General features: G+C 52.6%; 21 protein-coding genes. 1 reads left to right on the forward strand and 20 read right to left on the reverse strand.

Annotated features, from left to right (window positions below):
- Positions 1-98: 98 nt before the first annotated feature.
- The 16 genes from HMPREF1051_RS12055 to HMPREF1051_RS12130 form a co-directional block, all read right to left on the reverse strand.
- Positions 99-1,493 (reverse strand): SEL1-like repeat protein, encoded by a 1,395-nt coding sequence (locus tag HMPREF1051_RS12055; RefSeq protein ID WP_050901451.1) that lies wholly within the window; start codon positions 1,491-1,493, stop codon positions 99-101.
- A gap of 546 nt (positions 1,494-2,039) precedes the next feature.
- Entirely contained in the window at positions 2,040-4,226 is a 2,187-nt protein-coding gene (locus HMPREF1051_RS12060; RefSeq protein WP_003769133.1) for a polysaccharide biosynthesis tyrosine autokinase, read from the reverse strand.
- A gap of 51 nt (positions 4,227-4,277) precedes the next feature.
- Entirely contained in the window at positions 4,278-4,724 is a 447-nt protein-coding gene (locus tag HMPREF1051_RS12065; protein ID WP_036493248.1) for a protein-tyrosine-phosphatase, read from the reverse strand.
- A gap of 161 nt (positions 4,725-4,885) precedes the next feature.
- Entirely contained in the window at positions 4,886-6,019 is a 1,134-nt protein-coding gene (locus HMPREF1051_RS12070) for a polysaccharide export protein (protein ID WP_003769120.1), read from the reverse strand.
- Between the two features lie 87 nt (positions 6,020-6,106).
- The gene (locus HMPREF1051_RS12075; RefSeq protein WP_003769114.1) at positions 6,107-7,999 is read right to left on the reverse strand and encodes a polysaccharide biosynthesis protein; all 1,893 of its coding nucleotides are present in this window, start codon (positions 7,997-7,999) and stop codon (positions 6,107-6,109) included.
- Positions 8,000-8,299: 300 nt separating this feature from the next.
- The gene (locus HMPREF1051_RS12080) at positions 8,300-9,475 is read right to left on the reverse strand and encodes a DegT/DnrJ/EryC1/StrS family aminotransferase (protein WP_003769149.1); all 1,176 of its coding nucleotides are present in this window, start codon (positions 9,473-9,475) and stop codon (positions 8,300-8,302) included.
- Positions 9,468-10,250: a formyltransferase family protein gene (locus HMPREF1051_RS12085; RefSeq protein ID WP_036493250.1), complete on the reverse strand. Its 783-nt coding sequence runs from the start codon at positions 10,248-10,250 to the stop codon at positions 9,468-9,470. The genes HMPREF1051_RS12080 and HMPREF1051_RS12085 overlap by 8 nt, the downstream gene beginning before the upstream one ends.
- Positions 10,251-10,271: 21 nt before the next feature.
- A complete protein-coding gene (locus HMPREF1051_RS12090) occupies positions 10,272-10,982 on the reverse strand; it encodes an HAD family hydrolase (protein WP_003769131.1) in 711 nt (236 codons plus the stop codon).
- Entirely contained in the window at positions 10,969-11,943 is a 975-nt protein-coding gene (locus HMPREF1051_RS12095) for an ATP-grasp domain-containing protein (RefSeq protein WP_036493254.1), read from the reverse strand. The genes HMPREF1051_RS12090 and HMPREF1051_RS12095 overlap by 14 nt, the downstream gene beginning before the upstream one ends.
- Entirely contained in the window at positions 11,930-12,547 is a 618-nt protein-coding gene (locus tag HMPREF1051_RS12100) for a sugar transferase (protein ID WP_003769146.1), read from the reverse strand. The genes HMPREF1051_RS12095 and HMPREF1051_RS12100 overlap by 14 nt, the downstream gene beginning before the upstream one ends.
- Positions 12,540-13,712: a glycosyltransferase gene (locus HMPREF1051_RS12105; RefSeq protein ID WP_036493256.1), complete on the reverse strand. Its 1,173-nt coding sequence runs from the start codon at positions 13,710-13,712 to the stop codon at positions 12,540-12,542. Before HMPREF1051_RS12105 ends, HMPREF1051_RS12100 begins: the two co-directional genes overlap by 8 nt.
- Before the next feature lie 14 nt (positions 13,713-13,726).
- Positions 13,727-14,800, reverse strand: coding sequence for a glycosyltransferase family 4 protein (locus HMPREF1051_RS12110; protein WP_003769157.1), 1,074 nt, complete (start codon positions 14,798-14,800; stop codon positions 13,727-13,729).
- 13 nt (positions 14,801-14,813) lie between these two features.
- The gene (locus tag HMPREF1051_RS12115; protein ID WP_003769135.1) at positions 14,814-16,091 is read right to left on the reverse strand and encodes an O-antigen ligase family protein; all 1,278 of its coding nucleotides are present in this window, start codon (positions 16,089-16,091) and stop codon (positions 14,814-14,816) included.
- A gap of 15 nt (positions 16,092-16,106) precedes the next feature.
- On the reverse strand, positions 16,107-17,279 hold the full coding sequence (locus HMPREF1051_RS12120) for a glycosyltransferase (RefSeq protein WP_003769122.1): 1,173 nt from the start codon (positions 17,277-17,279) through the stop codon (positions 16,107-16,109).
- Between the two features lie 127 nt (positions 17,280-17,406).
- Positions 17,407-18,840 carry a lipopolysaccharide biosynthesis protein gene (locus HMPREF1051_RS12125; RefSeq protein ID WP_003769124.1) on the reverse strand — a complete coding sequence of 478 codons (1,434 nt, stop codon included), beginning with the start codon at positions 18,838-18,840 and terminating at the stop codon, positions 17,407-17,409.
- 164 nt (positions 18,841-19,004) lie between these two features.
- Entirely contained in the window at positions 19,005-20,312 is a 1,308-nt protein-coding gene (locus tag HMPREF1051_RS12130; RefSeq protein ID WP_003769118.1) for a nucleotide sugar dehydrogenase, read from the reverse strand.
- 15 nt (positions 20,313-20,327) lie between these two features.
- On the opposite strand from HMPREF1051_RS12130, the gene HMPREF1051_RS12135 reads away from it, so the two are divergent.
- Positions 20,328-20,600: a hypothetical protein gene (locus HMPREF1051_RS12135; protein ID WP_036493259.1), complete on the forward strand. Its 273-nt coding sequence runs from the start codon at positions 20,328-20,330 to the stop codon at positions 20,598-20,600.
- 322 nt (positions 20,601-20,922) lie between these two features.
- Here HMPREF1051_RS12135 and ribD read toward each other — a convergent pair whose 3' ends face one another.
- The 4 genes from ribD to HMPREF1051_RS12155 all read right to left on the reverse strand — a co-directional run bounded on the left by ribD (position 20,923) and on the right by HMPREF1051_RS12155 (position 24,101).
- Positions 20,923-22,020, reverse strand: a complete 1,098-nt coding sequence (gene ribD / locus HMPREF1051_RS12140) for a bifunctional diaminohydroxyphosphoribosylaminopyrimidine deaminase/5-amino-6-(5-phosphoribosylamino)uracil reductase RibD (protein WP_003769160.1) — start codon at positions 22,018-22,020, stop codon at positions 20,923-20,925.
- A gap of 70 nt (positions 22,021-22,090) precedes the next feature.
- Complete coding sequence (locus HMPREF1051_RS12145; RefSeq protein WP_231286323.1) at positions 22,091-22,621, reverse strand: hypothetical protein; 531 nt, start codon at positions 22,619-22,621, stop codon at positions 22,091-22,093.
- A 40-nt stretch (positions 22,622-22,661) separates the two neighbouring features.
- Positions 22,662-23,123 (reverse strand): transcriptional regulator NrdR, encoded by a 462-nt coding sequence (gene nrdR / locus HMPREF1051_RS12150; RefSeq protein WP_003769116.1) that lies wholly within the window; start codon positions 23,121-23,123, stop codon positions 22,662-22,664.
- 135 nt (positions 23,124-23,258) lie between these two features.
- Positions 23,259-24,101 (reverse strand): class II glutamine amidotransferase, encoded by an 843-nt coding sequence (locus HMPREF1051_RS12155; RefSeq protein WP_003769129.1) that lies wholly within the window; start codon positions 24,099-24,101, stop codon positions 23,259-23,261.
- Between the last annotated feature and the right edge of the window lie 199 nt (positions 24,102-24,300).

Genomic DNA, 24,300 nt, shown 5'->3' on the forward strand with positions numbered 1-24,300 from the left:
GTATTAACTTTAAACCAGTACGGCGTTGCCTCGCCTTGTCCTGATTTAAATTTAATTCACTATATAAGTTTGGATTTTATAGCGGGATGCTGTCAGGTTTAACGGCTTGCTTCTTTTTGCCATTTTGCCAACAAGGGGCGCAAGGCATCGGGATTTTCATAACAGCCGCTGATGGCTGCCTGCAACCAGCGGCAGGCAGTGGGAATATGGCTGGAGACGCCTTGCCCGTGGTAATAAAGTCGTGCCAGATAGTATTGCGCTTCGGTGTGGCCTTGTTCCGCCGCGATTTCAAACCAGTGGGCGGCAGATTGGAAATCGGCTTCGACGCCTTGTCCGTAATAATACAATTTGCCCAATGCGGCGGCGGCATTTTTGTGATGGAATTCGGCGGCTTCCAGATAAAGTTTTCTGGCGCGGTCGTAATCCACCGCCGTCCCTATGCCGTAATGGCATGCTTCGGCATTGCGGAAGGTTTGTTCCGTTTTTTGGAAAAACAGGGCGGCTTCCCGGATTTGTTCGTACTGTTGGGGATTGTGCAGCGCGGCATCACTGAGCAGCTTTTGGATGGCGGTGGCGCAGCCGAGTGTTGCAGCACGGTGGTAATAGTCGTGCGCTGCGTGCGGGTCGGCTTTGACGCCGAGTCCGTAGCGGTAGAGGTCGCCCATAATGCGCAAGGCCTCCGGATGGCGTCGGTCTGCGGCGAAACGGGTGTGGCGCATGGCTTGGAGCGGATCGCGTCCGGTCAGTTTGCCTGTCAGGCTGTGTTGCGCCAAAGCGGCGGCGGCGTCCCCGCTGCCTTTTGCGGCGGCTTTCCGATACCAGGTCATGGATTCCGCCTGATTTTGCGCGGCAAGCAAGTCGCCCAACATAACTTGTGCAGCGATAAACCCAGCTTCCGCTGCCTGCCGTAAATGGATTTCGGCTTGGACTGGGTCGGCTTTCATGCCGATACCGCGGTAGTACATTTTTCCCAGTTGCCAATGTGCAGGGGCAAATCCTTGTTCCGCCGCTTGTCGGTACAACTTGATTGCGCTTTCAAAATCAGGCTTCAGGCTGTGGCGGTAGGCAAGGCAGTATTGGGCTTCGGCGGAGTTTTGCGCTGAGGCAAGCTGCGCCCAGTGGTACATTTGGGATTCGTTGCGCTCTTGGTAAAAGCGCATCAGGACGTGCTGCGCTTCCGGCATTCCTGCTTCGGCCAGGCGGGTATAGGCAGATAAGTGGTGTTCGGTCGGGATGCCTTGCTGCTCGCTGTTTTGCAATAGCGAGAATTCTTCTTCCGGCGTCAGCTCGACAGGTTTGGGTTGCGGCTTAGGCGCTGTTGCCAGGCGTGTCAGACCGGAGGCGTAGGTGATTTTGTTGACTTGATAGGCAGTACCGGCGTACCGATTGCCTGCTGCTTGTTGGGGCAGCAGTGCAGGGCTGACTGTGTCGGCGGTCATTCTGTTTGCCGGCTTGACAGAGAGCGTACGGGAAGAGTCGGGTACTGCAGTCATAAGATGAAATGGGAAAAGGGACTAGGTTGGTTATTATACTGTTTTCTGTAATTTATTGTTAATGATATGACGAGAATATCGGTAGTTATTTGCAATGGCGGTAAATGGAATAAATACAGTTAGTTATATTTTCTCTTAATATTGTGCGGTATGGAAGCCCAATAAAGGCATGGTGGTTTGGATGTGTTGAAAATTTTAAATATAAACAATAAGATAAATTCTTATCGGTTCGGGCGGCAACCGGGTGCAGGCGGCGATGGGCAGAGGGTGCGGTCGGTTTGGCGTGGATTGGTAGGTTGTGTCAGTTTCAATGGATTGTAAAGGAAACAGGAGGCTGTCTTTTGTTTACAACAATCTGAAGATTGAAGGGATGGGGTATTGTACAGTGAGGGTGGCGAACTTTAAATCGGTACGCCGTTATCTTGCTTAAACTCAAATAAGATGATTTTTATCGCATCTGTTGAAAGGCATGATAAAAGGTCGTCTGAAACTTGATTTTTCCGTTTCAGACGACCTTTGGGGGTAGAAAATAGCTGGTTTTCAGCTTTAAGCTTTGTTTTCCGGCGCTTCTTTTTTAACCGGTTTCTTGCCATCCTGAGGAGAATGGTAGGCGTAGTAGTCATACATACTGTTGGCTTCGCGCTTCATGCCGTTCAGGATGACGCCTTTGATATTGATCTTGTTCTGACGCAGACGGTCGGCACTGATTTCAAGCTCTCTGGTGGTGGTGTTGCCGTAGCGGCTGACCAGCAGAACCGTACCTGCCAGTTGTCCGACGATGGTTGCGTCGGTCACTGCGAGGACAGGCGGGGTGTCGATAATCACGTAGTCGTAACGTTTTTGGGCGTTTGCCAGCAATTCTGTGAAGCGGCTGTCCATCAGCAGCTCGGACGGATTTTTAGGATAACCGCCGTTGCTGATGAGGTGCAGGTTTTCAATCTGCGTTTCACAGACGGCTTTAGCAGGGGAGACATGGCCGGAAAGGATGTCTGCCAAGCCGTATTCGGGCGTCAGTTTGAACAGTTGGTCCAAATAGCCTTTACGCATATCGGTATCGATCAGCAATACGCGTTTGCCTGATTGTGCCATTACGGTAGCGAGGTTGGCTGAAATAAAGGATTTGCCCGCTTCCGGAGCCGCACCGGTAATCATGAGGACATTGTTGCGCGCATCCAGCATGGAGAAGTAGATGTTGGTACGCAGGGCGCGGATGGCTTCGACGGCGACATCGGAGGCGTCCTCGTTTGCCAGCAGATAATTGGAGCGGCCGGTTAGGGATTTGAATTTGCGTTTCAACAGGTCGCGTTTTTGCTGGGTTTTGGAGTAGGGTACGAGGGCGGCAACTTCGAGATTGAGGTTTTCAATCTCTTCAGACGACGTGATGCCTCGGCGCATACGGCCTTGCAGCATGACCCACATGGAGGCGAGTGCGCCTGCGGCAAGTGCGCTTAATGCGGTAATGACGGCTTTGCGCGGAGCGATCGGTTGTTCCGGCGTGTAGGCATGGTCAACGACGCGGACATTGCCTTGCGCGCTGGCTTTCATGATGTTGAGTTCTTGTTGTTTCGCCAAGAGTTGGACGTAGGTCGCTTGGTTGGTTTCTACGTCGCGGGTCAGGCGGATGACTTCCTGTTGGGTGTTGGGCAGGCCGGCGATTTGCTGGTTGATTTTGCTCTTGGCGCGTTCGAGTACCGCCAGTTTGTCCAAAACGGCTTTATAGGAAGGGTGTTCCGGAGTATACAGTTCCGCTAAGCCTGCTTCTTCGGTTTTGAGCAGGGTGATTTGGGTTTCGATGCTGGTCAGGCTTTCAAGCGCGCCTTTGGACTCAAGCGGAATGTCGAGCGAACCTGCGCGTTCGCGGTAAGCATTGAGTTTGTTTTCTGCTTCTTGCAGGGTTTCTTTCAGACGAGGCAATTCTTCGCTGATGAACGCCAAGCCGCTGGAGGCGACTTGAATGTCGCGTTCGCGGTTTTGCGCGACGTAGTTGTCGGCGATGCTGTTGAGGACGGCGCTGGTTTTTTTCGGATCAACATCGGTGTAGGCAAGGTTGATGATGGGGCTGGTTTTGCCTTTGCTGATGACTGAGAGTTGGTTTTTGATGTTTTCGATGGCGCTGAGCTTGGAAAACTTGGTCAACTCGAAATCCTGCTCTGTTTCGGCAAGGATTTGGTCGACTTTCAGAACGGTTTCGTTATTGATTTTCAGCGGAGTGCCGACGCGGCCTTCTTTGGCTGTACCGTTCGGGAGCGTCAGAATATAGTTTTTGCTGTCTTTGACGGTCAGTTTGAAGGGTTTGTTGATCCATTCTTCGGAAACGGTAAATGTACCGATTTTCAAAATCGGATCGTCGTTGCCGCTGAGGTTGTGAATCATGTTGCCGAAAACCGGGAAATAGGTGGCTTTGACTTCTTGGTCAAGCTGAAGCTCGTCAACGGTTTTGCCTATAACCATGCGTGATTGGACCAATTCGATTTCGGCTTCGGAAGGTGCCGGCTCGTTGGAAAGCATGTTGTTGATTTCGGTCAGAATCTGGTTTTGTTTGGTTTCGATTTCTAACATGGCGTCGGCGCGGTAGACAGGCGTGGACGCAAAGCTGAAAACAGCACCGAGCAAGCCGCCCGCAATCAATGCGGTGGCGATTTTGGATTTGTGCAGCCACAGATTGTGCAGTTGTTGGCCGAAATCGATTTCGTCGTTGTTGGAGGATGCTGATGACGGATATTGTTTATACATCAGTAGGCTTTCTGTTTGGATTTAATTGATTGAATCCGGCGTAAGTGAGTGTTATGCCGGGGTTGGTCCGTTCAATTTTTCAGCCCAAATCTCGGCTGCGCTTTGTATTTGTTGGAATACGGCTTCAAACATTTCGCTGCTTTGTTTGAACGGGTCGGGTATGTTTTTCTTGGGCAGCCATTGGGCGAGCAGGATGGTTTTCCCGCGCGCGGAAGGCAGGATGTCGGCAACCATATCGATATGGGCCGGCTCCATCACCAAAATCAGGTCTGCTGCGTTGCACATTTCAGGGGTCAGTTGGCGGGCGGTGTGTCCGGCAACGACTACGCCGTGTTTAAGGGCGGTTTTAATGGCTTGGAAGTCGGCATCTTTTCCCGCCAATGCGTTGATGCCGGCCGAACTGACACGGTGTCCGGGCAGCTTTTTCTGCAAGATGCGCTCCGCTATCGGGGAGCGGCAGATATTTCCCATGCATACTACTAAAATATTTTGAAACATAAGAGAAGCGGTATTTTTTCTTGTATAGGGTCAAATCATGATAAAACGGTTTGCGGTCGGATATTTGGTCGGTCTGAAAAGGTTTTGTTTATATGTCGTCAGACGATAAATAACCAACCCGCCGTTTTGCCTGACAGCAGGTGCTGTCAGGCGCCGTCAGGTTATTTGAACGTGTTGTCGATAGCGTTGACGTTGCTGAAGAAGCTGGTCAATTGCGACACTACGCGGTTCCAACGGGTAACCGGGGCGGCAGTCACATAAACAACGTCGTTCGGACGCAGGTCGAAGTCGCTGCCCAAGGCGTAAGCGGTCGCGTCTTTCAGGTTAAGTTGGTAAATGTGGATAGGTTTGGCCGCATCTTCGGGCGCACGGCGGATAACGAATACGCCGGTTGCGTCTGCCAAGGCTTGGTTCATGCCGCCGGTTTCACCCAAGGCTTGAGTGAGGTTCAGGCCGTGGTTGCCGATAGGCAGGGTGGCTTGGCGGCCGACTTCGCCCATAACGTACACTTTGCTGTTGCTGTTGTTCGGAACGTAAACGATGTCGCCGTTGCTTAAGAGGTGGTTTTGCGACATATCGCCGTACTGCATGATGTTTTGCAGGGAGATGGTGCGGTCAACGCCGTTGTGCGTCCATTTGATGTTGTGGGTGTCGGCATTTTGCGCCACGCCACCCGCTTGGTTGACGGCATCGAGGATGGTCATGGGGACGTTGGTAATCGGCAGTTGTCCTGCTTGTCCGACGGCGCCGGAAACGGATACGCGTTGCGAGCGGAATTCGGTTACGTTGATGGCGACTTGGGGATTTTTAAGATAGCGTTTCAGACGACCTGTCAGGATGTTTTGCAGCTCGTCTATGGTTTTGCCTTGCGCTTGGATTTTGCCGACCAGCGGATAGGTGATGTAGCCACCTTCGTCCACCCATGCGCCGCGGCTGACTTGGTTAGTTTGCGGGTTGCTTTGTTGTACGGGCGAATTGAGGTCGGTGTGCGCCCAGACCATGATGTTCAATACGTCGCCTTTGCCGATGTGGTAGCGGTAGGCGGCTTTGCTGCGCTCAAGCACACCGTTGTTTTGTGACAACACTGGCGGTTTGCGCATTTTTTCAACGAGGCCGAAGGTGATCGGATAGATGGCGACGCGCTTGTCGAATTTGGTGTCTGCTACGGTTTCGCCGTTTTCGTAAACGATGGTTTTGTTGCGTGTGTTGATGGTGGAGCCGGGAATGACGGTGCTGCTGTTGCAGGCGGTCAGTGCCATCAGGGACAGGCTGATGAGGGCAAGCTGTTTTTTCATGTCGGTATCCTTGTCAGTCTTATCGGGGTCGTCTGAAAATTTTCAGACGACCTTTTTGTGGAATGTTTTGCTTTATCGGTCGGGTATTTAATGTGTCTGCTGCCAAACCAAATCGCAAATATCGTCTTTGGGATTAAAGCCGGCGGGGGCTTCGAGCAGCAGGGCGCGCAGGGTTTGTTGGTCTGAATTTGAGCACGCTAAGTCCATACGCATAATTATGTCATTTAATTTATCCCATGGCAGCATTACTTCGCTGGCGGTCATAATTCGGGGATGAGTGGTTTTTTGCACTTCGTCTCCGATGAGCAACTCTTCGTAAAGTTTTTCGCCTGGACGCAGTCCTGTAATTTTAATTTCGATATCGCCGTCGGGATGTTGGGCATCTTTCAATTTCAGGCCGCTAAGCGTAATCATTTGTTTGGCTAAGTCAATGATTTTAACAGATTCGCCCATATCCAACACGAATACGTTGCCGCCTTTGCCCATCGCGCCCGCTTGAATGACGAGTTGGGCGGCTTCGGGGATGGTCATGAAGTAGCGGGTGATGTCTTGATGGGTCAGGGTGATGGGGCCGCCTTCGGCGATTTGTTTTTCAAACACGGGGACGACGGAGCCGGAGGAGCCTAAAACATTGCCAAAACGCACCATGCAGAAGCGGGTCTGTTGGCCGGGTTCGGCGGCAAGGGCTTGCAGGCACAGTTCCGCTATGCGTTTGCTGGCGCCCATGGTGTTGGTCGGGCGCACGGCTTTGTCAGTGGAGATGAGCACGAAGGTACTGACGCCGGATTCGACGGCGGCTTGGGCGCACAAGAGCGTGCCGAAGACGTTGTTGCGGATGCCTTCGACGGTGTTGAACTCGACCATGGGGACGTGTTTGTAGGCGGCGGCGTGATAGACGGTTTCAACGCCGTATGCAGTCATGACGCTGATCAGGCGTTCTTTGTTTTGCACGGAGCCGAGCAGGGGGACGACTTCGATTTGACTGCCGGCGGCTGCCTGAGTTTCGCGCAATTCTTTGTCTATGCTGTACAGGGAGAACTCGGACAGTTCGAACAGCAGCAATTTAGACGGGCGGCATTTCAGGATTTGGCGGCAGAGTTCGGAGCCGATGGACCCGCCCGCTCCTGTCACCATCACGGTTTTGCCGGTAATGTCCGCACCCATGAGTTCGGGGCGCGGGGCGACGGGGTCGCGGCCGAGCAAATCGACGACAGAGATTTTTTTCAGCGCGCTGACTTTGATTTTACCGTCAACCAAGTCTTTCATGCCGGGGATGGTCAGCACTTCGCATTTGTATTTTTCGAGGCTTTGGATGATGCGGCGGCGTTCTTCCTGAGTGGAGCTGGGGATGGCGAGCAGGATTTTTTCCACACCGTAGCGGTCGATGAGCGATTGGATGTCTTCAGGACCATAGACGGTCAGGTCGTAGATGACGGTGCGGCGGATTTTGGGGTTGTCGTCCACAAAGGCGACGGCGGAATATTCGTTGACCTGTTTGATGGCTTCCAGCAGTTGGCGGCCGGATTGTCCTGCGCCGTAAATGATGACGGGCGCCATTTGTTTTTTGTGGCGGTCGGTCAGGATGGCGCGCAGAATCATGCGCGAACTGGTGATGCAGACGACCAGCAGCAAGAAATAAACGACGGGCAGGGCAAGGTGCAGTTTGCGTTCGAAAACCAAGGTGGTCAGGCAGAACAAGACTGCCGAAATCAGGCTGCCGAATGCGGCGGCGGTCAGGACGCGGGTGCGGACGAAGCGGGTAACGGCGCGGTACAGCCCCAGTCTGACAAACAGGGCGATGGTCAAAAAGGCGGTCGAGCCGAAGGCAAGCCAGTTCGCCATGCTTGCCCATTCGTCGGAGTATTGGACTCGGAGGCTTTGCGCAAACCAAAAGGCGATAAAAATCATCAAAACGTCGTGGATGACGAAGAAGGTTTTCTTGACGTTGCGGGGCAGGGATAACAGGGTTTCCAAATTCATTTTGGTATGTTCTGAATAATGTTGTGGGTGGGTTTCAGACGACCCCGGTCATGCAAAGGTCGTCTGAAAAGACGTTTGTTGCTACGGAGCATTGGTTTTCCGTATGTGTGTCGGCTGCTTGCCGGTTCCCTTTTTTATAGTGGATTAACTTTAAACCAGTACGGCGTTGCCTCGCCTTGCCGTACTATCCGTACTGTCTGCGGCTTCGTCGCCTTGTCCTGATTTAAATTTAATCCACTATATTCGGCTGAAGCGGTAAACCGCCGCCGTCCCGATGAGACGGGCGCGGCGGTTTGTACTTTATGCTGTGGCTTCTGCCAACACAGCTTCGATGTGTTCTTTGCAGAACGCGATTTCGTCGTCAGTCAGCGTCGGGTGTACCAAGAACATCAGGCTGGTGTCGCCCAGTTGGACGGCGTTTTTCAGCCGCTCTTTCGGACGCCATGGCGTGTTGTCGAAGGCTTTTTCCAAATAGACTTCGGAGCAGCTTCCTTGGTAGCAGGGGACTTTGCGCGCGTTCAGTTCGCTGACGATGAGGTCGCGCGTCCAGCCTTCTTTGAGGTGTTCGGGTTTGACGAAGGCGTAGAACTTGTATTGCGCGTGTTCGATGTAGTCGGCGACTTCAATCAGGCGGATGCTGGCGAACTTGCCCAAACTTTCCGCCAGCTTGGCGGCGTGTGCTTGGCGGCGTGCCGTCCATTCGGGCATACGTTTGAGCTGGATGCGACCGATGACCGCCTGCATTTCCATCATGCGCCAGTTGGTGCCGAAACTTTCGTGCAGCCAGCGGAAGCCGGGGGCGTGTTCGCGGTGGTAAACGGCGTCATAGCTTTTGCCGTGGTCTTTGTACGACCACATTTTGCTCCACAGCTCTTTGTCGTTGGTGGTGACCATGCCGCCTTCGCCGCCGGTGGTCATGATTTTGTCTTGGCAGAACGACCATGCGCCGACGTGTCCGATGGAGCCGACGGATTTGCCTTTGTATTTCGCGCCGTGTGCTTGGGCGCAGTCTTCGATAACCCACAAATCATGTTCTTTTGCCAAGTCCATGATGCCGTCCATTTCGGCGGGCATACCGGCGAGGTGGACGACGATGATGGCTTTGGTATTCGGCGTCAGCGCGGCTTTGATGGTTTCCGCGCTGATGTTTTGGCTGTTCAAATCCACATCGGCAAACACGGGGTTTGCACCTGCGGTAACGATGCAGGAAGCGGAGGCGAGGAAGGTGCGCGAGGTAACGATGACGTCGTCGCCTGCGCCGATGCCCATTGCTTTAAGCGCGACATCGAGTGCCAGCGTGCCGTTGGAAAGGGCGACGGCGTATTGCGTGCCGGCGAAGGCGGCGAATTCTTTTTCAAATTCACGGCATTCGGTACCCGTCCAATAGTTGACTTTGTTGGACAGCAGGACTTTGGAAACGGCATCGGCTTCTTCTTGAGTGAAGCTCGGCCACGGGGAGAGGGATGTGTTAAGCATTGGCTTTTCCTGCGAAAAGGCTGGTGGAGTCTTTGGGGGCGACTTCTTCCAGCAGTTGGCGGTTGATTAAGGTGTATTTTTGACCGTTGATTTCGACGTATGCACCGTCGTAAGGCGGGAACCAGAACGCGCGGATTTTTTTCTCGACGTCGTCGCCGTCGCGGATTTGCTTCATGGCTTCCATTTCGTCGCGGCTGACGTAGCGGCCGCCGATGTTGGGCGTGGTCGGCAATTTGGCTTGCGCTTCGACGGCGCGGGCGATAATGCGTTGTGCGAACGGCTCCAATGCCTGCATGGTCTTGCGTTCGAGCGATTGGGCGGTTTCTACAGAAGAATCAATGGGGAAGCGGTCCACTTCGATGATTTCGCCGGTGTCGATGGAGGCATCGACGTAGTGGGCGGTGCTGCCCCATTCGGACAATTCGTCCATGATGGCGAGGTTGTAGCCGCCCGTGCCTTTGTATTCGGGCAACAGGGCAGGGTGGAAGTTGATCGTACCCAAGCGCGGGACGGTCAGGAATTCGTCGCGCAGTTTGCGCCAGTAGAGTACGGACAGGCCCAAGTCGTATTTCAGACGACCTTCTTTCATTGCTTCCAAGGCGGTGTCGAAAGTGTAGAGCGGCAAGCCCAATTCTTTGGCGGCGGCAGCCGTCGGTGAGCCTTGCAGGTGGCTGTCGGTCAGTACGCCGACGATTTCGATGCCGTTTTGTGAGGATAAGAGCCGGAGCAGGTTGGCGGAAAGCCGTTTACGTCCCATGAATAATATTTTTGTCATGTAAGAGTCCTTTTTGTTTTATCAGCTAATGTGTGATTTTGTTGAACAGTCCGAAGGGGCAATCAGCTGCGCTAAATCTTGCAGGGAGCTGATCCACGCATCGGGATGGTGTTCTTTGTTAAAGTTTTCGGGTAAGTGGTGGTGAATATTGTGCTCGGACGGATGCAGTCCTATGGTGATCCAGCCCAAAGCGTTCGGCGCGATGAAGTCTTTGGAAAGGTTGTCGCCGATGTAGATGAAACAGTCTGCTTTTTCGGCATATTTGTCTTGTAAATAGCGGAAGCGTTTGCCGTCGGGCTTTTCCGAAGCGCAGGCTTCGGAGACGAGGATGTCGTCAAACAGGGAATACAGCCCCAAGGCTTCCAGCTTCAAGCGTTGGGTCAGGCTTCTGCCGTCGGTAATCAGCGCGCGTGCGGCGAAGGGCGCGGTCAGCTCGGACAGGAAATCATGCGGGGCATACGGCGTCAGCGTCGGGCGGTGCAGCCGGTATTGCCACAGAAGAACCTGTTTTTCCGATTCGTTGAAACCGCAGTGGCGGCACAACTTGTCCAGCCAGTCTTTACCGTCGGGGTCGATACTGCGCCATAGGTCGTCTGAATCCCAATCGGGATACAGGGTGGCAACGGTATCGACGATTGCACGGATGCCGGAGAGTTTGTATTCGTATTCCGAGTACAGCGTATCGTCCAAGTCGAAGACAATGACGGCGGTTTCAGGATTAATCGTTTTCATGAACCAAGACCTTGGCATCGTAGCGCAGCATGATGAGGTTGTTTTCCCAGTCGTCTGAAAACGGGATTTCTTCGTTGCGGAAGTATTCGTGCATCAGCCAGCCCGGGTAATTGCCGCCCGCGGCATACGTCAGCGGGAAGCCGCCGCCGAAGCGGGGGTTGATTTCCACGCCGTAGAATTCGCCGGTTTCTTCGTTGCAGAAGAATTGCGCCGTGATGCAGCCGCGCGCGCCTTCCAATACCGCCATTTTTTCCAGCAGCGTTTGGTAGAGGCTGTTTTTGCGGGTAACGCCTTTGCTGACTTCGCCGGAACGCACTTCCAAGCGTTTTCGCGGGATGGCGCATTTCAGACGACCTTCATGGTCGTAATACATATCGACGGTAAATTCGGAAAATTCGTTTTCGATGTCGATAAGCTCGCAGAACATCAGCTTGGGGTCGTCCACGATTTCAGGCGTCAGGCAGGCAGGCGTGTCGATCCGTTTGGCACCGATGGCGCGGCTGCCGTCGTAGGGTTTGGCGAAGCAAGGGAAAACCAGCTTCTCGCGGTCGTAAATTTCGGGCGAGCGTATGCCGTAGCGGGCAAACAAGCTGGCGGTTTTCCGTTTGTCGCGGCATTGCGCGATGAAGTCCGAGTCGGAAACGACGATGTGGATGCCTGCCGCTTCGAAGCGTTCGCGTTCGTCTGCCAGCTTTTGCAGTTCGGTGTCTATGGTCGGGATGATTAAACCGATGTTTCCGCGTACCGCCAGATCGAAAATGCTGTCGATATATGAATCGGCGCTAATCAGCGGCACTTCAAACGAACCGTCCGAAACGTGGCAGGCGGAGGACATACGCGGCACCAAATCCGTCGTCAAAATCTTGACGTCGTCTGAAAACTTGGCCGCTTCGGTTTGAAAATCCTGTACCAATTCAACGCGCCTTCCCGCGGAAAGGATAAGTACGTTATTTTTTCGCATCAGTGTCATTTCCTGTGAAATAGGGCATGGTGGCTTCTCCCTCAGCCGAAATACCTTCTTTGATAAAGACTTTTTTGACTGTCAGAAACAGGATTTTCATATCCAGCCAAAAACTGTAATGGTCGATATACCAAATATCGTGTGCGAACTTTTCGTCCCACGAAAGCGCGTTGCGCCCGTTGACCTGCGCCCAACCGGTTACGCCGGGCCTCATTTCGTGGCGGCGGTTTTGAAATTCGTTGTAAAGCGGCAGGTAGCTCATCAACAGCGGTCTTGGGCCGACCAGGCTCATCTCTCCTTTTAGAACGTTCCAAAGCTCAGGAAGTTCGTCCAGGCTCGTCGCACGCAGTTTCTTGCCGAAAGGGGTCAGCCGCTCGCTGTCGGGCAGCGGGTTGCCGTCTTTATCGACCGCATCGCGCATGGAGCGGAATTTAATCATTTTAAACGGTTTGCCGTCTTTGCCCGGCCGCTCTTGGGTGAAGAATACCGGTTCGCCCAAGTTTTTGCGGATAAGGTATATCAAAATCAAAAATACGGGCGAGAGGAAAATCAGTCCTGAGGCGGAGGCGATGATGTCAAACAGGCGTTTGAAGAATTTACTCATGGGCTAATCTTTCAATCAGGTTGACGATTTTTTGGTACGCCACGTCGCGCTTGAAGCGGCGGACGATTTCGTTGGATTGAACGGGGTCGTTTTTGCGCGCCAGAATGTCTTTTGCGGCTTGGACGAAGCTGTCCACATCGCCGGAACGGTAGTCCGCATGCGGCAGCAGGGTGAGGACTTCGGCAACTTCGTCATTGACCTGGCTGTTTAAAATCGGTTTTTGCAATGCCATATAGTCGGACAGTTTGTTGGTAATCGACTGCATGGCGTAGGAATGGATGGCGTTGACGGAGATGTCGCAGCCTTTGGCAACCGACATCATTTCGGCGTAGGGGATGTAGCCGTAAAACTTGATGCCCTCGCAGGCGTATTGTTTGAGTCTGTCCAAATCGGGGCCGCCGCCCATGATGTGCAGCTCTACATTTTCGCCGCCGTCCAACAGTTTCCGAACGCCTTTGCACACGGTTTCCACGTCATAGCTGTAACTGAGCGTACCCAAGTAGAAGAAGCGGGTTTTGCTGTCGCCGAAGTCTTTTGCCGGCGCGGCATCGAGTTTCGGAAAATCCGCGCCGATATAGACGACTTCGCCGGGGACATTCGGATTCGCTTCTTTGGCGCGGTCGAGGTAGGTCTGCGATACGGCGACCAGCGCGTCGGCGTAACGGTAGGCACGGTTGGCGCGGGAGGAGAAGGGGAGCAGGTTGTGCGGGATTTTTTTCAAAAACGGCACGACCGAGGAGAAGGATTCCGGCCATACGTCCTGCACGTCGATAATCAGCTTGTAGCTCAAACGCGCTTTGTGTTCGCCCAAAAGCAGGTTGGTGGCGATCAGCGGATAGGCGGAAAAGACGACGTCTTGTTCGCCCGGGCGGCAGTTGTTCAACCATTGCTCAAAATGTTTGACGAACACATGATGGCTTTTGACGCGGTCCAGCGAGACGTTTTTACCGTAGCCGCTTTCTTCCAGCAGCATGACTTTCAGACGACCTTGCGAAGCAGATTCGGCATCTTCAGGTCGTCTGAAAGATTTGTCATAGTGTTTGAAATTGCTGGTAATCAGCAATACATCATGAGACTGCGACAACAGCTCGGCAAGATACCAGAAGCGGTTGAAATGCGGCTCGGACGGCAGCGAACAGTAGGGGGCGACGATGGTGATGTTCATATTTTCAGACGACCTCACATATCGTAAGCGGCCATTGTGGTGCGATAGATTTCATCATCGGAACACAAGGTCTCAACGTGTTTATGCAGGGCTTTGCCCATCTTTTCGCGCAGCTCGGGCTGCTTGATGAGTTGATCGACGGCTTCGATAAAGGCTTCGTCTTCGCCGAAGGGGAAACAGTATCCGGTTTCCCCGGTAATGACCATTTCGGAAATGCCGCCCATGTTGTAGGTCACGACGGGCGTGTCGTAGAGGCCGGCTTCAAGGATGTTGTTGCCGACGCCTGCGCCGTGGTCACCGATGCAGTGCGGCGTGTTCACCAAAATATCCACGTCTTTGAAATAGCCGGTCAAATCGCGCACGCCGCCGAGGAAGGTGACTTTGTCGTCTATGCCCAGGCGTTTTGCTTGCGCTTTCAGATTGTCCATCTCTTCGCCTATGCCCGCTACGTTCAGGCGTACGGGCATATTGCGGTCAACCATTTTCTTAAAGATGTCCAGCATCACATGCACGGCGCGGACGGTATCCAAGCGCGACAGCGTGCCGAGCATGACGTAGTCTTTGGCGGTTTTTTCAGGAACGTAATCGGCTTTGTGCAGGGCGTTGTAGGTGTAGGTGATGCGGTTGGCAGGGAAGCCGTGGCGGATGAGTTTTTCCTGCTCGTGCTTGCAGTTGCCGATGATGTATACACCCAGTTTGTCGAAAAGTTTGGCGATTTTGGGATAGGTTTCAGCATCCAAACCGCGCGCGTGGTAGAACACTTTGGTTTTCGGCGAAGAGATTTTCGCCGCGATGGCACAGGCGGGAACGATACGCGCCATTTGGCAGTGGATGATGTCGGGTTTTTCTTGTTTCAACATCTTCATGTAGGCGAACATGCCTTTGATGTAGCCCAAGATGCCGCCCTGATAAAAATCAATCGGACGCCATTGGATGCCCAAGGCTTGGGCTTCTTTGATGAGCGGGCCATCGGAAGAGGCAAGGACGACCTCGTGGCCGCGCTGCCTGAGCAACCGTCCCAAGCGGAAGGTCGCATTTTCAGTACCGCCGAGGCCGGACATGGAAGTAGTCAAAACAATTTTTTTCATATCGTGTTTTCTATCAAGGGGTGTATCGGTACGCGTTATACGCCGTATCGCGCTGCGGCAGGACGCTGTACAAGAAAATCAAAAAGCAGGGCAGCCAGAGGAAGGGCATACGCAAAATGGTGGACGGGATGAAGCCGCCTAAAATAAACAGGCCGATTGCCGCCAAGCCGATGGCTTTTTGTTTGTTCCGCAGGTTTTGGCTTAAAAAGACGTTCACTGCATACCAAATGATGTAACAGACGAAGCCGATTAAGGAAATCATGCCGAAGCCCAAATACAGTTCGATGATGAAACTGTGCGGATTTTCAAAACCGAGGCTGTCGCTCAAATGCCCGCCGAAGTATTCCTGAAAGTTTTTAGGGCCGTAACCGTAAAGCAAAAGTGGCGGATTGCTCCAGAAGTAGTTGTAAATTTCTTGGCGGTAGCCGACCGAGTTGTCACTCTCCAAATTGAACAGGAACAAATACAGGCGGGAAGAAATGTTTTCCAAAAAGGCATTGCCGTGCATCGAGAGCAGGAAATCGGCAATGTACTGTTTCGGAATCATCGACAAGCCTGCGCCTGTAACGCCTATGGTCATCAGCGTAAACAGCCCGTTGTTACGGTAAATCAAGTTCAGGATAAACAAAATGATGTAACTCATCGTCGCCGTACGCGATGCGCTGGCGAAAACAATCGCGCCCAAACTCAAAAATAAAATCCAGCCGAAAAAATATTCCCTCTTGTTGACGCCGATATTGAAAAATATCAACACGGCAGGGGCGAAGAAGAGGGCGGTCGTACCCAAGTTGTTGGGGTTGAAGAAAAAGCCTTTAATCACGCCGGCCTCAATCGCCAAAATTTCGTCTGATTTGACAAACTGGATGCCGGTCAACACCTCGATAACGGGCGGAATAATGATAAAGGCGCAAAAGTAAACCAACAGCCTGCGTACGAAGCGCAAGGGGTTTTCGTGTCGGCTCAAAATCAGATACAGCAGGTAAAACAAACCGGCGACCGACAGGAAGAAAAAGGTATCCATGACCCTGACCGAATCCAAGGGCGTAATGAACAGATGGATCGCGCTCCAGCCGGTCATCAGCCCGACCGCCATCAGCATGAGTCCTGCCTTGCTGTTGAATGTTTTGTTTTCTATGAAAAAAATCAGCAGTGTGGCAGGCACCAGCAAAAGGGTCAGCGGATTGTCGATACGCGGAATTCCCAGCTTATACGACAGCATCGGCCCCAGCATGTAGGCGGTAACCATCGTATAAAGCATAGTAATGTATATATTTTGTTTTTTAATTTTCACGTTGCTTCCTGAAATTTAGGTCGTTCCAAGAGCTTTATTATATGCAGAAATGATTTGTTCGGTAACGGGACGCTCTCCAAATTCTTTCAGGCAGTTTTCGCGCAACAGGCGCGGGAAATATTTTTTCCGGTTCCGATAGAGGGAGATAAGTGCTTCCGTCAGCGATTTTTGGTCTCCGACATCGACCAAAAGCCCGTTGGATGGATTGACGATAGTCTCAGGACCGCCACAGCGCGTCGCGATGACGGGCAGCCCTTGAGCCAAAGCCTCGATGAAAACGACGCCGAAAGTTTCGTGGCGGCTGGCCAATACGAAGGCATCGCTTTGATACATCAATTCCAAGACTTCTTCGTTTTTCAGACGACCTTCAAAGATAACGTTGTTTTCCAGCCCCAAATCTTTTGCCAAACGGTGCAGCTTGAATTCTTCGTAGCCGCCGCCGCCGATTTTCAGTTTCAGGTTCGGATAGGCTTTGACTGCTTCGGCAAAGGCGGGTAGCAGGATGTCGTAGCCTTTTTTATGTTGCAGGTGCGCGACCGAGCAGAAGGTAAAGTCTTCGTTGGCGGGTTTGTCGGCAAGGTCGATCGGTGCTTCAAAGCTGGCGGACAGGATATTGGGAACATATTGCCACTCCAATCCGCGGTATTCTTCTTTCAGCAGTTCGGCAAAGTCGCGGCTGACTGCCAGGCGGCAGGCGGCGTTTTGGGCGGCGGCATACATCAACGGGCGTTGCCAGTTGCGGATAAGTTTGCGGGCGTAGGTGGTGCTGTGTTCGGTGATGACATACGGAATGCCGGTTGCTTTGTGGATTTCGTATGCAATGATGCCGCCGCTGTTGACGCAGTGCGCGTGCAGGACGTCGGGCATGCCGTGGTCTGCAACGTATCGGCGGAACAGTTTCATACTGGCGGCGATTTCCCGTTTGCGGTCGATATGCGGGATGCGCGGGAAGAAAAACATGCTGTCGTACACATAAGTCGGTACGTCTTTGTCGATGTAGGTCCTTATTCCGTAATTTTTCGGGTTGAACGCAGTTTTTGCCTGAGTTCTGAACGAACGGAATATCGGTGCAACGACCCCTACTTTGACTCCGGAGCGTTGCAAGGCTTGCGCTTGCAGGCGGAAGAAGATTCCGTTGACGTCGTCCGGAGTGGATGGATACCAAGAAGGAATGATTAATGTATGCATGATAATACCTGTGTCGAGTGTGTCGGCGTACAAGCCGCATAGGTTGCGGACAGGGCACAAAATCAAAGATTCTCGGTGAGTAAGCGTTTTGTGGCGGCAGAATCAAAAACTGCGCGCAGTATGGTTGTTATTGTGTTGAATGTTTTTTATTCAGACGACCTTTCACTACTGATAAAGCTGAAGAAAGTGGTGTTTTGTATTTCACAGTCAGGGCAATCAAACCTGCCAGCCAGATTAAAGCAAAAATGTAGTAGTTGCCGGCGTTGCCGAAGTAGGTGTAGCCCAGGCACAAAATCAGGCAGAGTGCGGTATGGGTATAAATTTTTCGGCAGGGCAGTTTCTGCCACATCCTTGAAGACAATTCGGTCTTAATGAGCATAAACACCCAAAAAGAAGTCGCGCTCGCCATTGCGGCGCCCCGTGCGCCCAAGAGCGGAACCAGCCAATACAGCAGGCCGAAGTTCAACAGGAATGCCGCAATATTGACTGCGGTAATCAGCCAGGTTTTTTTGACGACGTTCAAACCGATGCCGGTCACTTCCGTCAGCGTATAAAACAAAGGAAACATCATGCACGACAGTAAAATAAACTGTACCGATGCATATTTCCCGGGAAGAATCCAAGTGACCACCGGCGAAAAAATACCGATAAAGCAAACCATCGCGCTGATGAGCGCAGTCATCGACAGGGTAATGCCGCCGATTTTGTCGAGATTGGTGTTGTCTTCAACCCATTTGAACACCAATGGCGCCCATATGGTTGAGAATACGCTTTGGAAAATCAGGGCGACAGCGCCGAAGCTGACCGCCATCGAGTAAATCCCCAGTTGCTCCAAACTTGCCATTTCTTTCAAAACAAAACGGTCGATAGACGTCAGTCCCCAGTAGGCGAGATTGCCGAATGCCAAAGGCAGTCCGTATTGCAACCCTATTTTGTGCAGCTTTGCCGACCAAGGCGAACGGATGGCGGCGGCCAAATCGGTTCGGGTTTGGTAGATCAATACAGCGACGGTCAGTATTTGGGCGGAGGTATAGGCAAAGACCAGGCTGGTGGTATGGGTTGGCAAGCCGATTAGTATGAAGAGCAAAACCAAAACCAAAATCAGGAATTTCGGTGTCAGCTGGCTGAGTGAGAAAGCAATTGCCTTTTCCTGCATCCGTAGGATGAGCGAGAAAAAGCGGATAAACAGGGTGGTCAGTAAAAAAACTAAAAACAGAATACCCAGCTTGGTGTTGTTCAAATCAAAAATAATTTCGGAAGGCCAAGAGGGATTCCACAAAAGTATCAGCAATCCCCCGACAATGCTCAAAACAAACGGGGACAGGCTGAAGGATTTGAACAGCGCGGCTTTGTCTTCGCTGGCGTAGTATTCGCGGATATACGCCTGATCCAAGCCCAGCCCCAAAATCAGGATGGTCAGAGCGGATATGGTTTGCAGTAAGACGATACGGCCGATGTCTTCCGCAGGGTAGTACCATGAAATCAGCGGAAGCGAGAGGATGCCGAAAGCCGCACTGCCTATCGGACCCAAGGCATAGCCGAGTATTTTTCTTATATTCATAAATAGGAGGGATTGGTTGCCGCCAAGATTTTCAGACGACCTGAAAACGCAGCAGCATCATATAAATAAGGGCTTTCTTAGGTCGTCTGAAAACAAACGGTCTAAGAAAGCCGACTGCCTGCCGAAACCCGTCGGCAGGCAGTCTGCCTCAATCGTCAAAGGTATTACGCTTTCACGACTTTCGGGTTTTTCGCAGGGAACTTGCCGCGCGTATCGACAATCAGTTTGGCGTGTTCGGCAATCATGTCGTAGTCAAACTTATCGTGGTCGGTGGTCAGGACTACGCAGTCGTATTTCGCTACGGTTTCCGGCGTCAGTGGCTCGCTCTTCAGGTCGAAGTAGTGGTGGCCGGGGATGTACGGGAATTCAAGCACGTGCGGGTCAGAGTAGGAAATGTTTGCACCCAATTTGTGCAGGCGGTCCATCACTTCCACAGACGGACTTTCGCGCATGTCGTCCACGTTTTTCTTGTAGGCGATACCCAAAACTAAGATTTTGCTGTCTTTGATGGAACGGTTGTGTTCGTTCAAAGCCAGGCCCACTTTGCTGATGACGTAGTCGGGCATATGGGAGTTTACTTCGCCTGCCAACTCGATGAAGCGGGTGTTTACGCCGTATTCGCGCGCTTTCCAAGTCAGGTAGAACGGGTCGATGGGGATACAGTGACCGCCCAAGCCCGGACCGGGATAGTAGGCAACGAAGCCGAACGGTTTGGTTGCCGCGGCGGCGATGACTTCGTGAATATCGACATCCATTTTGTCGGCGACGATTTTCATCTCGTTCACCAAGCCGATGTTCACGGCGCGGTGGATGTTTTCCAGAAGCTTGGTCAGCTCGGCGGCTTTGGTGGAGCTTACCGGTACGACTTTGTCGATGGCAGGCTGATACAGCGCGATACCGACTTCCAAACAAGCAGGGGTATGACCGCCGATGACTTTCGGGATGGTACGGGTTTCAAAATTCGGGTTGCCCGGGTCTTCGCGTTCCGGAGAGTACACCAAGAACACGTCTTTACCGACTTTCAAGCCGCCTTCTTCAACGCGCGGCAGCAATTCTTCTTCGGTTGTGCCGGGATAGGTGGTGGATTCCAAAGACAACACTTGACCGGCGCGCAGGTAAGGTTTCACTGCGTCGGTAGTGTCGATAACAAAGCTCATGTCCGGCTCGCGGTATTTGTTCAACGGAGTCGGTACGCACAAAATTACGGCTTCCACTTCGCCGATGCGGGAGAAGTCGGTGGTGGCTTCAAACAGGCTGTTTGAAGCGGCGGCGATTTTCTCGGCAGGAATATGCTCGATGTAGGTTTCGCCTTTGTTGAGTTTGTCGACTTTGGTTTTGTCGATGTCGAAGCCCAAAACCTGATAACCGATGTCCACATAGCGGAGCATCAGAGGCAGGCCGACGTAGCCCAGGCCGACGATACCGATTTTGGCGGTTTTATCTGCAAATTTCTGAATGGTGGTATTTTTCATGATAGGTCTCATGTGATGGAAAAGGGCGTGCCGCACAGTGCAAAATGCCGCAGCAGAACCCCGGCCGGCAGTCATAAAAACAGCATGGTCGGAATCCGTTTTGTCGGTGTCGAAAATAAATCTTTCCCTAAGATTGGTTTTGGACGTAAAAGTTTTGCATGTGCAAATGCAGCATTGCCCGACGATAATGGAGTGTTGGGAAATGTTTATGCAAATATTATAATCAAGCTCGGCGGTAAGATTTTGAATTGTATTATTTTTAGTGATTACTATACCGTTGGTGACTAAATATAATATCGGAAATACAAATAATTAATAAAAATTAGTATTAATATATTTGCGTAATTTAACCTAAAATTAATATTACTTCAGTATATGTTGAAGCGGTATTTGTAACTCTGTCAAGCAAATCAGGCGATGCAGTATAGTGGATTAAAATTGCAATGATACGGCGTTGGCAACACCCTTATGTACTACCCGTACACGGCGGGCGTTGCCGCCTTGTCTCATTTTTATTTTAATCCACTATAAAACACCGTTGCTTCTGACAAAAAGGTCGTCTGAAAACCCAAATCAGTTTTCAGACGACCTTTCTGGTTTACGAGGCAGCCTATTTTCTACGCAAAACCCATTTTACGTCCTGCCCGATCAGCTCTACCGAACGGCTTTCCCACTCGCCTTCCGAAGCCAAAACGGCGGGGTTGGCGGAGAGGGTGAGCAGGCTTCTGCCTTCGCCTAAGATTTTCGGCGCTTGGTACAACACGATTTCGTCTGCCAAGCCTGCTTCGATAAAGGCGGAGGTCAGCGTCGCACCCGCTTCGACCATAATTTCGCCGTAGCCCAGTTCTGCCAACCGGGGCAGCAGTGCGGCAAGGTCTATACGTCCGTCAGCGTTTTCGGACGACCTCAAGATGCGGATATGATTGAACGCGCGGTATGGTTTGAGGCATTCTTCATCATCAACGGCGGTTACGATGATGGTGGGGCTGAGGTCGTCTGAAACCATGTGGCTGTTCAACGGCGTTTGCAGTTTGCTGTCCAACACGATGCGCGCAGGTTGGCGCAGGGTCGGGAAGGCGCGGACGTTGAGGCGCGGGTTGTCGACAAGCACCGTGCCGATGCCGGTTAAGACGGCGCAGCTTTCCGCGCGTAAGGTTTGTACGTCCGCCCTTGCGGCTTCGCCGGTAATCCAGTAGCTGCGTCCGTCGGCGAGCGCGGTTTTGCCGTCCAAGCTGGCGGCGCATTTGACGCGGACAAACGGGCGGCCGCGTTCGATACGGGAAAGGAAGCCGCGGTTGAGTTCGCGCGCTTCGGTTTCCAGCAAACCGCTTTCGGTGCGGATGCCTGCAACTTCGAGCATTGCCAAACCTTTGCCTGCCACCAGAGGATTGGGATCGGTCATGGCGGCGACCACACGCGACACGCCCGAACCGATTAGGGCTTCGGCGCAGGGCGGCGTACGGCCGTAATGGCTGCACGGTTCGAGCGTCACATAAGCCGTCGCCCCGCGTGCCATTTCGCCTGCCTGCCGCAACGCGTGCACTTCGGCATGCGGTTCGCCCGCTTTGACATGAAACCCCTGCCCGACGATTTGACTGCCGTGTGCAATCACGCAGCCGACGCGGGGATTGGGGGAAGTGGAAAAACGCCCGAGCCGCGCAAGGGCAAGGGCGTTTTGCATCATTTGGGTATCAATACAATCAAACATAACTTAGGTTTCTTAAAGTTTTCCGTTTTCAGACGACCTTTTCTTTCGCCGTATTCCGTTCGTCAAAGCATTAACGCGACAAGCTCAATTCTTTCAATACTTCCGACAATTCCTTCTGACTTGCGTGATGGCTATACGCGCAAACGGTATAGATATTGGCTTCGTGAATGGCGATGCAGTATTGGTTGAACGTACCTTGCCGGTCTTCGCGGTCGGTTTGGTAATTCATGCGGTTGTCGGTGGCGATGCCGACGCGGACATTTTGAGTCTCGTCCGATTGAAGGGCGGTTTTGAGTTCGGCGAAATAGGTTTTGGCATCCGTTTGCGCCGGGCCGTTGTTCGCCGCATAAATAGTAATGCGCGCTTCAGGGTCGTATTGGAGCAGAATCAGATTGGAGGCGGGGACGTTTTTCGGGTGGCGGGCGGAATCGGCGATGATGTCGGAGAAGTGGCTGTTGTGGACTGAAATGGAAATTTTGCCGTCCATGCTCGTCAGCGTTTGAACCGTATCGGAGGCGGCTTTCGACGCCGCATCGCCCTGTTCGGGGCTGCAGGCGGCAAGGCAGAATAGTGCGGCGGCTACGGATAAAACTCTTTTCATAAACATCCTCTTCATCATCAACACACCGCTTTCAGACGACCTATTTCCCGTCGGTCTGCACCAGCGTGGCAATTGCCTGAGTAAACTCGGACACGTCGTTGAAACTTTTATACACGGAAGCAAAACGGACATAAGCGACCTGATCGATTTTTGCCAATTCCTCCATCGCCATTTCCCCCACCATGCGCGACGGCACTTCCTTGTTGCCCGACTGATACAGACGCTGCTCAATCAGCGCGACCGTTTCATCGATTTTTTCCTGGGCGATCGGGCGTTTGTGCAAAGCCCGTTCCAAACTGGTTCTCAGCTTGTGCGGATTAAACGCCACGCGCGTACCGTTGGATTTAATGACCTGCGGCATCCGCATTTCGACCGTTTCAAACGTACTGAACCGTTGCCCGCACTCCAAACAGCGGCGGCGGCGGCGGATGCTGTTCGTCTCTTCCAAGAGCCGCGAATCAGTGACTTGAGTATTGGGATGCTGACAAAACGGACATTTCATAAGCTTTTGAATTTATTTGTTTGTGAAACGGAATTGTAGCCGATTGAGCTATTCCCGTATAGTCGGTGGGTTTATTATGGGTTGAAGAGGTCGTCTGAAAACCTTGAATCTGGGTTTTCAGACGACCTCTTTGTTTTAAACGGATACGCCGACGGCGCGGGCGATTGCCAAGCCTTCTTCTACGCTCATGTAGACGGGTTGTTCAGGACGGTCGCTGCGGGCGATGTCGCCTTGTCGGAACATGACCAGTTCGTCCACTGCCAGTTGCGACCAAGTTTCGTCGCGGGTCAGCGGTAAGGTGGCGATGACGGCGACTTTGTCGTTGGGGGTGGTGACTTCGGAAAAATCGACCATGACGTCGTCGTCCAAAAGCCGTGCTTTGCCGAACGGGGCTTTGCGTACGATGTAGTGCAAAAGCGTGCTGGCGTGGGCAAACAGGTTGTCGCCGTTGGACATAACGAAGTTGAACAGTCCGAAGCGGCGGATTTCGTGGGTCAGCGCGGCGAGGGCGTCGAATAGGGTGTCCGGGTCGGGCTTGGTGGCGAAGCGGCTGCGCAGGCGGTTGAGGATGTAGCAGAAGGCGCGTTCGGAGTCGGTGGTGCCGACGGCATGGTAATACTCGCCTTGTTCGGGGTAGAAATCGATTAAATGGCCGTTGTGTGCAAACAGCCAGTATTCGCCCCACATTTCGCGCATGAAGGGGTGGGTGTTTGCCAGCGAGGTTTGTCCTTGCGAGGCTTTGCGGATGTGGGCGATGACGTTTTCGGATTTGATTTGGTAGGCGCGAACGAGGTCGGCGACGGGCGAGGCGGCGCTGGGTTTGTCGTCGTGGAACAGGCGTACGCCTTTGCCTTCGAAAAAGCCGATGCCGAAACCGTCTGCATGGTGGTCGGTAATGCCGCCGCGGCGGCGGAAGCCTTCAAAGGAAAAGACGATATCTGTGGGGGTGTTACAGTTCATGCCGAGCAGTTGGCACATGATGTTGACCTTTGTTATTTTGATGTGGGGTTGAGGGTATAGTGGATTAACTTTAAACCAGTACGGTGTTACCTCGCCTTAGCTCAAAGAGAACGATTCTCTAAGGTGCTGAAGCACCAAGTGAATCGGTTCCGTACTATCTGTACTGTCTGCGGCTTCGTCGCCTTGTCCTGATTTAAATTTAATCCACTATAAAACG

The organism is Neisseria sicca VK64 (assembly GCF_000260655.1).
Lineage (GTDB): Bacteria > Pseudomonadota > Gammaproteobacteria > Burkholderiales > Neisseriaceae > Neisseria > Neisseria sicca_B.

Excerpts from the sequence above, each read along its gene's own strand:
- HMPREF1051_RS12055 (WP_050901451.1), bottom strand. The coding sequence starts at position 1,493 with ATGACTGCAGTACCCGACTCTTCCCGTACGCTCTCTGTCAAGCCGGCA.
- HMPREF1051_RS12060 (WP_003769133.1), bottom strand. The coding sequence starts at position 4,226 with ATGTATAAACAATATCCGTCATCAGCATCCTCCAACAACGACGAAATC.
- HMPREF1051_RS12065 (WP_036493248.1), bottom strand. The coding sequence starts at position 4,724 with ATGTTTCAAAATATTTTAGTAGTATGCATGGGAAATATCTGCCGCTCC.
- HMPREF1051_RS12070 (WP_003769120.1), bottom strand. The coding sequence starts at position 6,019 with ATGAAAAAACAGCTTGCCCTCATCAGCCTGTCCCTGATGGCACTGACC.
- HMPREF1051_RS12075 (WP_003769114.1), bottom strand. The coding sequence starts at position 7,999 with ATGAATTTGGAAACCCTGTTATCCCTGCCCCGCAACGTCAAGAAAACC.
- HMPREF1051_RS12080 (WP_003769149.1), bottom strand. The coding sequence starts at position 9,475 with ATGCTTAACACATCCCTCTCCCCGTGGCCGAGCTTCACTCAAGAAGAA.
- HMPREF1051_RS12085 (WP_036493250.1), bottom strand. The coding sequence starts at position 10,250 with ATGACAAAAATATTATTCATGGGACGTAAACGGCTTTCCGCCAACCTG.
- HMPREF1051_RS12090 (WP_003769131.1), bottom strand. The coding sequence starts at position 10,982 with ATGAAAACGATTAATCCTGAAACCGCCGTCATTGTCTTCGACTTGGAC.
- HMPREF1051_RS12095 (WP_036493254.1), bottom strand. The coding sequence starts at position 11,943 with ATGCGAAAAAATAACGTACTTATCCTTTCCGCGGGAAGGCGCGTTGAA.
- HMPREF1051_RS12100 (WP_003769146.1), bottom strand. The coding sequence starts at position 12,547 with ATGAGTAAATTCTTCAAACGCCTGTTTGACATCATCGCCTCCGCCTCA.
- HMPREF1051_RS12105 (WP_036493256.1), bottom strand. The coding sequence starts at position 13,712 with ATGAACATCACCATCGTCGCCCCCTACTGTTCGCTGCCGTCCGAGCCG.
- HMPREF1051_RS12110 (WP_003769157.1), bottom strand. The coding sequence starts at position 14,800 with ATGAAAAAAATTGTTTTGACTACTTCCATGTCCGGCCTCGGCGGTACT.
- HMPREF1051_RS12120 (WP_003769122.1), bottom strand. The coding sequence starts at position 17,279 with ATGCATACATTAATCATTCCTTCTTGGTATCCATCCACTCCGGACGAC.
- HMPREF1051_RS12125 (WP_003769124.1), bottom strand. The coding sequence starts at position 18,840 with ATGAATATAAGAAAAATACTCGGCTATGCCTTGGGTCCGATAGGCAGT.
- HMPREF1051_RS12130 (WP_003769118.1), bottom strand. The coding sequence starts at position 20,312 with ATGAAAAATACCACCATTCAGAAATTTGCAGATAAAACCGCCAAAATC.
- HMPREF1051_RS12135 (WP_036493259.1), top strand. The coding sequence starts at position 20,328 with ATGGAAAAGGGCGTGCCGCACAGTGCAAAATGCCGCAGCAGAACCCCG.
- ribD (WP_003769160.1), bottom strand. The coding sequence starts at position 22,020 with ATGTTTGATTGTATTGATACCCAAATGATGCAAAACGCCCTTGCCCTT.
- HMPREF1051_RS12145 (WP_231286323.1), bottom strand. The coding sequence starts at position 22,621 with ATGAAAAGAGTTTTATCCGTAGCCGCCGCACTATTCTGCCTTGCCGCC.
- nrdR (WP_003769116.1), bottom strand. The coding sequence starts at position 23,123 with ATGAAATGTCCGTTTTGTCAGCATCCCAATACTCAAGTCACTGATTCG.
- HMPREF1051_RS12155 (WP_003769129.1), bottom strand. The coding sequence starts at position 24,101 with ATGTGCCAACTGCTCGGCATGAACTGTAACACCCCCACAGATATCGTC.